Source organism: Cryobacterium sandaracinum (assembly GCF_004403415.1).
In the GTDB taxonomy this organism is placed as follows: Bacteria; Actinomycetota; Actinomycetes; order Actinomycetales; family Microbacteriaceae; genus Cryobacterium; species Cryobacterium sandaracinum.
In genome coordinates, this window is record NZ_SOGO01000007.1 from 221126 (window position 1) to 230225 (window position 9100).

Below are 9100 nucleotides of genomic sequence, written 5' to 3' on the forward strand. Positions count from 1 at the left end.
GAGTCAGCCCAGTTTTGCCAGCCGCTTCTCCTTGGCCGCCCGGGATACCTGGGCGGTGACCACGATCACCAGGGCGAAAATGAACACCGCCGACGCGATCACGTTCGCCTCGGCCGGGATCCCCCGGGCGGCGGACACGTAGATGTACTTGGGGAACGTGGTGACGGCGCCGGAGTTGAAGTTGGTGATGATGAAGTCATCGAAGCTCAGCGCGAAGGAGAGCAGCGCGGCCGCCAGGATGCCGGGCAGCAGGAGCGGAAAGGTGATCCGCGCGAACACCTGGGTTGCCGAGCCGTAGAGGTCCCGGCCGGCCTCCTCGAGCGCGGGGTCGAGGCTCGCGACACGCGCCTTGACCGTCACCACCACGAAGCTGATGCAGAACATAGTGTGAGCCAGAATGATCGTGGACATGTCCTTCGGAACGCCGAGGGACAGGAACTGCGCGGCCAGGCCGGCGCCGAGCACGACTTCCGGCGTGGCCATCGGCAGGAACAGGAGCAGGCTCGTCTGCGAACGGAACCGGAACCGGTACCGCACGAGGGCGATCGCGATCATGGTGCCGAGCGTGGTCGCGGCCACCGTTGCCACCACGCCGATCAGGATGCTGTTGCCGAACGCCTCGCAGACGGCGCCGTTCTGCACTTGGCACACGTTCAGCCACTTGTCGAAGGTGAATCCGCGCCAGGTGATGTTGGACTTGAGCGAGTCGTTGAACGAGAACACGAACGTGTAGACGATCGGCACCATCAGGAAGATCAGCGCCAGCACCGTGTAAAGCGGCAGCAACCACTTGCCCAGGGAGATTTTCACAGCAGCTCCTCCGTGCCCGACCGTTTGACGTAGACGCTCACGATCACCAGGATCACCGACATCAGGATGATCGACAGCGCGGCCGCCGCCGGATAATTCTGCAGCACCAGGAAGTTGGCCTCGATCACGTTACCGATCATCTGGGTGTCCGGTCCGCCGAGGAAGTCCCGGCTCGCGTTGATGTAGTCGCCGGCCGCCGGGATGAAGGTCAGCAGAGTTCCGGCCACGATGCCGGGCATCGACAGCGGGATCGTGATCTTGCGGAACACGTCGAACGGATGCGCGTAGAGGTCGCTGCCGGCCTCGAGGTAGCGCAGGTCGAGCCGTTCGAGCGTCGTGTAGAGCGGCAGGGTCATGAACGGGATGAAGTTGTAGGTGAGCCCGAAGATGACGGCGAAAGCAGTGCCCGTGAAATGGGCATCCGGTGCCAGCAACGACAGAGCCTTGAGCGAGGTGATCACGAACGACTCGTCGGACAGGAGCTGCTTCCAGGCCAGGGTACGCAGCAGGAAGCTGATGAAGAACGGGGCGATCACCAGCACCAGCATGAGGCTCTGCAGCAACGGCCAGGGCCGCGCCTTCACGCCGATGAAGTACGCCAGCGGGTAGCTGAACACCAGGGCGAGCAGCGTGGCGATCAGCGCGTAGCCGAAGGAGCGCATGATGTGCGGCCAGTAGGCCGTGATGACGTCGACGTAGTTCTCCCAGCGGAAGGCGTAGGAGTACTGGCCGACGTCGCCGAATTCCGAGGGGGCCTGGAACGACGTCAGCAGCAGCGAGACGAGGGGGGCCAGAAAGAACAGCACCAGGTAGAGGATGCCCGGCAACAGCAGGAGCAGCGCGATCGGGCTCTTCCGGCGCGGCGCCGGTTCGGGCGCGGTGGTGCTGGTGGAGAATGCCGCGAACGCCACCCTAGGCTCCCTCAAGCTCCGTGAGCAGGGAGGAGCGTTTCTGGGTCGCGATGCTCCGGGTGCTGTCGTCCGCCTCGAAACGGGGCTCCGCCGAGGCGTCGTCCTCGAGCCCGAAGCCGTGTTCGATGTTCCAGTCCAGCCAGACCTCGGACCCCTCATGGGCGACGGGGCCGAACGCCATGTTCTGCGCGAAGACGATGAGGGTGCCGACGCCGACGACCTCGACCAGGTACTGGGTGCTGACCCCGCTGAACGAGACGTCGATCACCCGGCCGGGACCCATCAGGTTGCGGGCGACGTCGGCGACGGGCTCGGTCACGTGCAGGGTCAGCTTCTCCGGGCGGACGCCGATCGTGACCTCGCCGGTGTGCCGGTGCGCGCGCGCCGCCGGAACCACGATTTTCTGGCCGGCCACGGCCACGGAGATGGCCTCGCTCGTGCTACCGACCACGGGGCCGGTGAACAGGTTCGACTGGCCGAGGAAGTTAGCGACGAACGCCGTGCGCGGCAGCTCGTAGAGTTCCTCGGGGGCGCCCATCTGCTCGATCCGGCCCTTGTTCATGACCGCGACGGTATCGGCCATGGTCATGGCCTCCTCCTGGTCGTGGGTGACGTGCAGAAACGTGAGGCCGACCTCCTCCTGGATGGTCTTGAGCTCGAGCTGCATCTGGCGCCGCAGCTTCAGGTCGAGCGCCCCGAGGGGCTCGTCGAGCAGCAACAGGGCCGGCCGGTTGACGATCGCGCGAGCGAGGGCCACGCGCTGCTGCTGTCCGCCGGAGAGCTGTTGCGGGCGGCGGGCGGCGAGGTGGTCCAGTTCCACCAGGCGGAGCGCCTCGTGAGCCTTGGCGACCGGGTCGTCCATCCGCCGGCGGCGCAGCCCGAAGGCGACGTTCTCCAACACTGTCATGTGCGGGAAGAGGGCATAACTCTGGAACACCGTGTTGACCGGACGCTGGAAGGATTTCTGATTCGTCACATCCGTGCCCCCGATCAGGATGCGCCCGGCCGTCGGTTCCTCGAGGCCGGCCACCAAGCGCAGGGTCGTGGTCTTGCCGCAGCCGGACGGGCCGAGCAGCGCGAAGAACGACCCCGCGGGGATCTTCAGGTCGAGATGCTCGATAGCGGTGAAGCCCGGGAACCTCTTCTGGATACCCACCAGCTCCAGGTCGGCCCCCGCGCTGGCGAATTCTCCGTTGGCCATCCCTACGAGCCCAGCAGGATGCCCTGGAAGGCGGCGTCGTACTTTTGCTCCTCCGCGCCGGTCAGGGTGCGGAAGACGCGAGCCTTGGCCAGGGTCGTGTCGTCCGGGAAGATCAGCTGGTTGTTCGCGAGCTCGGGGTCGATCGCCATCGCGGCTTCCTTGGCGCCGGCGACGGGGGTGATGTAGTTCACGTAGGCGGCGACCTCGGCGGCGACGGCCGGGTCGTAGTAGTAGTCGATGAGTTTCTCGACATTCTTCTTGTGCGTGGAGCCGATCGGCACCAGAAAGTTGTCGTTCCAGAGGGTGCCGCCCTTGTCGGGGACCACAAACTCCCATTTGTCCCCGTTCTCGGCGTTGAGCTGCACGATGTCGCCGGACCAGACGATGGCGGCGAGGGTGTCCTCGTTGATGAGGTCTTCCTTGTACGCATTGCCCTTGATGTTGCGAACCTGGCCGTCGCCGACCTGTTTCTCCAGCACGTCGATCGCGGCGAAGAACTCGTCGTCGCCCCAGTCGCCCGCGATGTCGACACCCATGTCGAGCATGATCAGTCCCATGGTGTCGCGCATCTCGGACAGAACGCCGACCCGGCCCTTGAGGTCGGAGCTCCACAGGTCCTCGACCGAGGCGATGCCGTTCGGAAGTTTCTCCTTGTTCCAGCAGATGCCGGCGAACCCGCCCTGCCACGGCACGCTCATCTTGCGGCCGGGGTCGAAGCCCACGTCTTTCAGGGACGGGAGCAGGTTTTTCAAGTTGGGGATGTTGGCCTGGTCGAGTTCCTGGGTGTAGCCGAACCGGATCCAACGGCCGACCATCCAGTCGGTCAGGCAGACGGTGTCGGCGCCGATGTCCTGGCCGAGGGCGAGCTGGTCCTTGACCTTGCCGTAGTAGGTGTTGTTGTCGTCGACGGCCTCGGTGTACTCGACCTTGATGCCGGTTTCGGTCGTGAACGCATCCAGTGTGGGGTAGTCGCCGGCGTCATCGACGTCGATGTAGAGCGCCCAGTTGTCCCAGCGCACGAGCTTGCTGCTGTCGGACTCGTCGGGGGCGGCGGTGGGCTTCGTGGCCCCTCCGGTCGAGCATGCGGCGAGCGCCAGGGCTGCGGCCCCGCCACCGGCTCCGGCGAGCAGAGCGCGGCGCCCCATCGTGGTCGCCCGGGCCTGACGGACCAGCTGAGCGATCATGGGATCTGCGGGCAACGGCCTGGGCTTCATGGTCGGGTCTCCTTGCACTTCTCAGCGGATGAGCTCTCACAGCTTTCATTGCGAGTTGCTAGATACTTGCACAGGAGCGCCCCCTGCGCACCCAAGAGTGACCGAATCGTTAATTTCTGGTCAGATCACGCACGAAATCAGCACTCTATGGCGACACTCTCAATCGAAATGAGCTGTTCGGCGGCGGTAGGATTTCGCTCAGGCCAGAGTGGTCCACCGCCCGGAGGTCCACCGCTGAGGGTTTGAACCAATTCGACGGAGATTTTCACCATAAAGGCCGTTTTTGGCCCCAAAAACGGTTTTTGAATCAAAATCTCCGTCGAATTCGTTAGACAAGGGAGCGCCATGAAGGTCGCAGTTCCGGCAGAAATCAAGAACAACGAGTTCCGGGTGGCAATCACCCCGGCTGGCGTACACGACCTCGTGGCGCACGGGCACGAGGTGTTGATCGAAACGGGGGCCGGGCTCGGCTCCGGGCTCAGCGACGAGAGCTATGCGGCGGCGGGCGCGACGATCATGCCGGATGCCGCGTCAACCTGGGCCGCCGCCGACCTGCTGCTCAAGGTAAAGGAGCCCGTGGCGAGCGAGTACGGTTATTTTCGCCCCGATCTGCTGCTGTTCACCTACCTGCACCTGGCCGCGGAACCAGCCCTGACCCGTGCGCTGCTGGAGGGCGGTGTCACCTCGATCGCCTACGAGACCGTGCAGCTGCCGACGCGGGCGCTGCCGCTGCTCGCGCCGATGAGCGAGGTTGCGGGCCGCCTGGCACCCATCGTCGGCGCCAACGCGATGCTCAAGCCCAACGGCGGACCGGGCCTGCTCGTGCCCGGGGTGCCCGGAACGCATCCGGCTCGGGTCACCGTGCTCGGCGGCGGTGTGGCCGGCACGGCAGCCATGCAGGTCGCCCTCGGGCTCGGCGCCCAGGTGACCGTGCTCGACACCAACCTGTTCCGCCTGCGCGAAATCGACGCGCTGTACTACGGGCGGGTGCAGACCATCGCCTCGAACAGCTACGAGATCGACCGGGCGCTGGTGTTGTCCGACCTGGTGATCGGATCGGTCCTGATCCCCGGGGCCAGGGCCCCCAAGCTGGTCAGCAACGAGCTCGTGTCCCGGATGAAGCCGGGCAGCGTGCTCGTGGACATCGCTGTGGATCAGGGCGGCTGCTTCGCCGATTCCCACCCGACGACGCACGCCGATCCGACGTTCACTGTGCATCAGTCCCTGTTCTACTGCGTGGCGAACATGCCCGGGGCCGTGCCGAGCACGTCCACCTATGCGCTCACCAACGCCACGCTTCCCTATGTTCGGCTGATCGCGAACCGAGGCTGGAAGGACGCGCTCCGAACGGATGCCGCGCTCGCTTTCGGCCTGTCCACGGTCGGCGGCCTCATCACCAGCGGCCCGGTCGCGAGTGCGCACTCGCTGCCGCTCCGCGGTCTGGTGGACGCGCTGGCCTGATCCACGGCGGGACGGCGGCGGGGCCGGCACCGCTGAACTGTGCTGCGGGACTGTGCTGCGGGACTGTGCTCCGGGACTGTGCTCCGGGACTTCGCGGCCGGCGGCTACACGACCTGGGCCCGCAGCGTGGCCCGGTGCACGGCGCCGTCCGGGCGCAGTACCCACACCCGACCTCGGTTGGGTGCCAACGGCGGAGGCAGGTCCCGGCGTCGGCTGATGGCCCGGTAGTCGGCCAGGCTGCAGCCGTCGAAGACCAGGTCCGCGTGCGGGCGCAGGGCACCCAGCAGGGACCACTGCGCCTGCCACGCGTCCACGTCTCCGGGGAAGGCGGTGCCTGATTGTGACTCGCTCAGCCGGAGCGACGCGCCTGCCTGCGCGGCCTCCGCCAGCTCGCCGTGGGACACCGCCGCGAGGTCGACGACCCGCGCGCCGGGGACCGTTCCCAGCACTGCGGCCGAGCGGGACGGCGAGTCCGACACGACGAGAAGGGTCTGCCCGGGCCGCCCCAGGAGCGCGGCGGCATCCGTGCGTGGCTCGATGTCCCGCTGCGCCGCGACATCCGGGATTGCACCGCTCTGCTCCGGCGCGAGGAGCTGGATGCGATGGTCCTGCCAGCTCCCGCCGCCGGGCGGAAGGCGGTCGTCGAACAGGGCAGCCACTCCTCCGGCCGCGACGTGCTCGGCGACATCGGGCAGGCGCAGCACCAGCCGTCTCTGGCACAGGGAAGGCAGGGACTGCAGCGATCCGGTGAGCCTTTGCGCGGCGATGACGATCCGCAGGCCGCCCTCCGCGCCGTCGCGGAGCAGCCCGGCGAGCAGTTCGAGGGCCGCCGGACGGTGCTCCTGGTCCCAGCGGGCATGCACGCTATCGAAGTCGTCGAGAAGCAGCAGCCTGGCAGCCGGACTCCCGCCGGCGTTGAGGCATTGGCGCGCCTTGACGAGGCAGTCCCACACCGCCTCGACGTCCGCTCCGAGCAGCACGGCATCTCCAACGGGCGCGAACCCCGCCGCGACCGACGCAAGCGCAGTTGACTTGCCCGAGCGGGGACCGCCGATCACGAGCAGGCTGCCCTCGGCGATCGGCTCGTAGCGGGCCACCCGGTAGCGCTGCAGTTCCGGCTCGTCGAGCAAGCCCAGCAGACCGCCGGGCGCGGCACGAGCGTCGGGAACGGCACGGTCGTGCCCGGCCGCCACCGCGGCGCCGCCGAACGCACTCTCGTCGGCCGCCGTTCCGCCCGCGACGAGGGCGAGGAGGTCCTCGCGGCTTACCGTCTGAGGCAGCAGGTCGAGCCAGGGGCGCCGAGGGTTCGGCGCATCGGCATCCGCGACTGCGAGGGAGCGGATCTCGCGCGGCGAGGTCGTCGCCACCTGGCAGAGCACGGGCCCCGAGGAGTCCGCGGCGATCAGGCAGCGGCCGGCTTGGTCCGCGCCGAGGGCCGCGGCCGCATCCGTGCCCAGCACCGCCACGCTGTCGGCGCGGTTGTTCACCCGCAGCGACACCCGCAGCGTGCAGTTGGCGAGCAGGGCGTCACGCACCACACCGGTGGGCCGCTGGGTGCAGAGGATCAGGTGCACGCCCAGCGACCGGCCCCGCGCGGCTATGTCGACGAACAGAGCGTGCAGGTCGGGGAATGCGGTGAGCATGGTCGCGAATTCGTCGACCACGATCACGAGCCGCGGAAGCGCCCCGCCGGCATCCTGCCTCCGCAGGTCCACGATGTCACGCGCGCCGGCACGCCCGAGTACGCGTTCGCGATACCGCAGCTCGGCGGCCAGGCTGGCCAGCGCCCGGGCGGCCTGGTGCACGTCCAGGTCGGTGATCAAACCCACGCAGTGGGGAAGGGCGCAGAGCGGGGCGAACGCGGCCCCACCCTTGAAATCGACCAGGAGGAACGTCACCTCGTCGGGGCCGGCCGCCGCCGCCATCGCCGCCACCCAGGTCACCAGCAGTTCGCTTTTGCCGCTGCCGGTCGTGCCGCCGACGACCGCGTGCGGCCCTGCCCCGACCAGGTCGAGCGACACCTCCCCCGCTTCTCCCACCCCGATGACGCAACGGAGGTTCGGCGATTGGGGCTGCCCATGCGGTGCCCGATACCCGGGCTGGAAGCCAGAGAGCTCACCAAGGGCAACGGATGCGGGGACTCGCCGCGCATTCTGGACCAATCCAGCCGCCGAGGCCCGGGCGCTTAGCACGCGGGCGACCACGATCGCCTGTTCGACGGTAATCAGCTCGGGCCGGAAGCCACTCCCCCAGGCGTGCACGCTGGAGCGCAGCACCTCAGCCCGGCCGGGACCCTGCACCCGCACGATGGTGTCGCAGCCCCACGGCAATTCGGCAAGAGTGCCGGCCAGGGCGACGACCAACCCCGACCCTTTGGGTGCCCCGCCCAGGGGTGCCCCGCCCAGGGGTGCCCCGCCCAGGGGTGCCCCGCCCAGGGGTGACCCGCCCAGGGGTGCCCCGCCCGACTTGGGTGCCCCGCCCGACGGCGCCTGGCAGATCACGAGGCGGCGGGCGCAGGACTGCCCGGTGTCGTGCGGGAGGGCGACCGCCCATTCCCAACCGCGATCAGGCACGGTGAGTCCGACCTGGTCTGGAGCCAGGGAGCAGGCCAGCTGCACCAGCAGCCCGCGGGCCAGCGCCTGCCCGAGCGACAGCGGTCCGACGATGCCGATACCACCGCCGGCATCGGCGTCGATCGGTGCCTCCGTGAGCGTGGCCGCCCAGTCGCGCACGTCGCGATGCTCGTCGGGAGCGGCGCCACCGTCGAGGCGTAGCCCGCTGGGCACCGCACCGGAGCCCAGGCTCACGTCTGCTCCCGAACCGGTCCAACGGATGGCCGCGTGCGGGGCGGCGACGATGCTGTTGGCCGAGGGCGTGCGCCGCCAGTGCGCGCGAAGCAGCTCCTCATGGCGCAGGGCCACCTCGGCCCGCAGTGTCGCCAGTGCCTGCCCCTGGTCGAGGGCGTTGGTACGCCGGGTACGGCGGCCCGTGCGCCGCGCGTCGAGCATGCCGGCCACGGCGATGACCGGGCCGAGCACCGCGAAGATCAGCACGAAGGCTGAGCCCGTGATCAGCCAGATCGCCCCGGCCGCGGCCAGCGGCGCCACGCTCGCGATGAGTGGGAAGCCAGGCGGCGGCAGGTCGGCCGGGCGGGTGGGGAGGGTCAGCGGGACATCGGCTCGGATCACCGCATCAGTCCATCACTCCGGAGGCAGGCGCCACCGCGGGCGCCGGCATCCGTCCCGGGATGACGGCCGGCCGGGTTGGGGAGGGGCCGGCTGAGTGAGTCCGGATCGATCGGTTGCATCGCTCACAGCGTCGAACGAATTCGACGGAGAATCTCGTTTAAAACTGCTTTTGCAAAGTATTTCGGGCTGTTTTGGGCAAAATCTCCGTCGAATTCGTTCGGGTCGATCGCGTCCGCATCGGCGGCGGCTCGGCGTCGGCTCGGCGTGGGCTCGGCGGCGGCTCGGCGGCGGCAGCGGCGCGGCTCGGCGTCGGCT

At 68.5% G+C, this 9100-nt stretch carries 7 protein-coding genes; 1 reads left to right on the forward strand and 6 read right to left on the reverse strand.

All coding sequences use genetic code 11. The annotated features are described in order from the left end of the window. Positions 1–3: 3 nt before the first annotated feature. Genes E3T25_RS02030 through E3T25_RS02045 form a run of 4 tightly spaced genes read right to left on the reverse strand, consistent with a single transcriptional unit; the run spans position 4 to position 4136 of the window. On the reverse strand, positions 4–810 hold the full coding sequence (locus tag E3T25_RS02030; RefSeq protein WP_174720187.1) for an ABC transporter permease: 807 nt from the start codon (positions 808–810) through the stop codon (positions 4–6). Beyond that, positions 807–1721: an ABC transporter permease gene (locus E3T25_RS02035; RefSeq protein ID WP_104100278.1), complete on the reverse strand. Its 915-nt coding sequence runs from the start codon at positions 1719–1721 to the stop codon at positions 807–809. Before E3T25_RS02035 ends, E3T25_RS02030 begins: the two co-directional genes overlap by 4 nt. A 1-nt stretch (position 1722) precedes the next feature. Further along, on the reverse strand, positions 1723–2922 hold the full coding sequence (locus E3T25_RS02040; protein ID WP_134343311.1) for an ABC transporter ATP-binding protein: 1200 nt from the start codon (positions 2920–2922) through the stop codon (positions 1723–1725). A 2-nt stretch (positions 2923–2924) separates the two neighbouring features. Further along, complete coding sequence (locus E3T25_RS02045) at positions 2925–4136, reverse strand: polyamine ABC transporter substrate-binding protein (RefSeq protein WP_104100280.1); 1212 nt, start codon at positions 4134–4136, stop codon at positions 2925–2927. Positions 4137–4481: 345 nt separating this feature from the next. Here E3T25_RS02045 and ald point away from each other — a divergent pair, with 345 nt between their 5' ends. Beyond that, positions 4482–5597 carry an alanine dehydrogenase gene (gene ald / locus E3T25_RS02050; protein WP_104100281.1) on the forward strand — a complete coding sequence of 372 codons (1116 nt, stop codon included), beginning with the start codon at positions 4482–4484 and terminating at the stop codon, positions 5595–5597. 104 nt (positions 5598–5701) lie between these two features. Here the strand turns inward: ald and E3T25_RS02055 are convergent, their stop codons facing one another. Both E3T25_RS02055 and E3T25_RS16605 read right to left on the reverse strand, forming a co-directional pair. Continuing rightward, complete coding sequence (locus E3T25_RS02055) at positions 5702–8785, reverse strand: FtsK/SpoIIIE domain-containing protein (protein WP_134371803.1); 3084 nt, start codon at positions 8783–8785, stop codon at positions 5702–5704. A 122-nt stretch (positions 8786–8907) separates the two neighbouring features. Beyond that, on the reverse strand, positions 8908–9100 hold a 193-nt coding region (locus E3T25_RS16605; RefSeq protein ID WP_166785925.1), incomplete at its 5' end, for a hypothetical protein.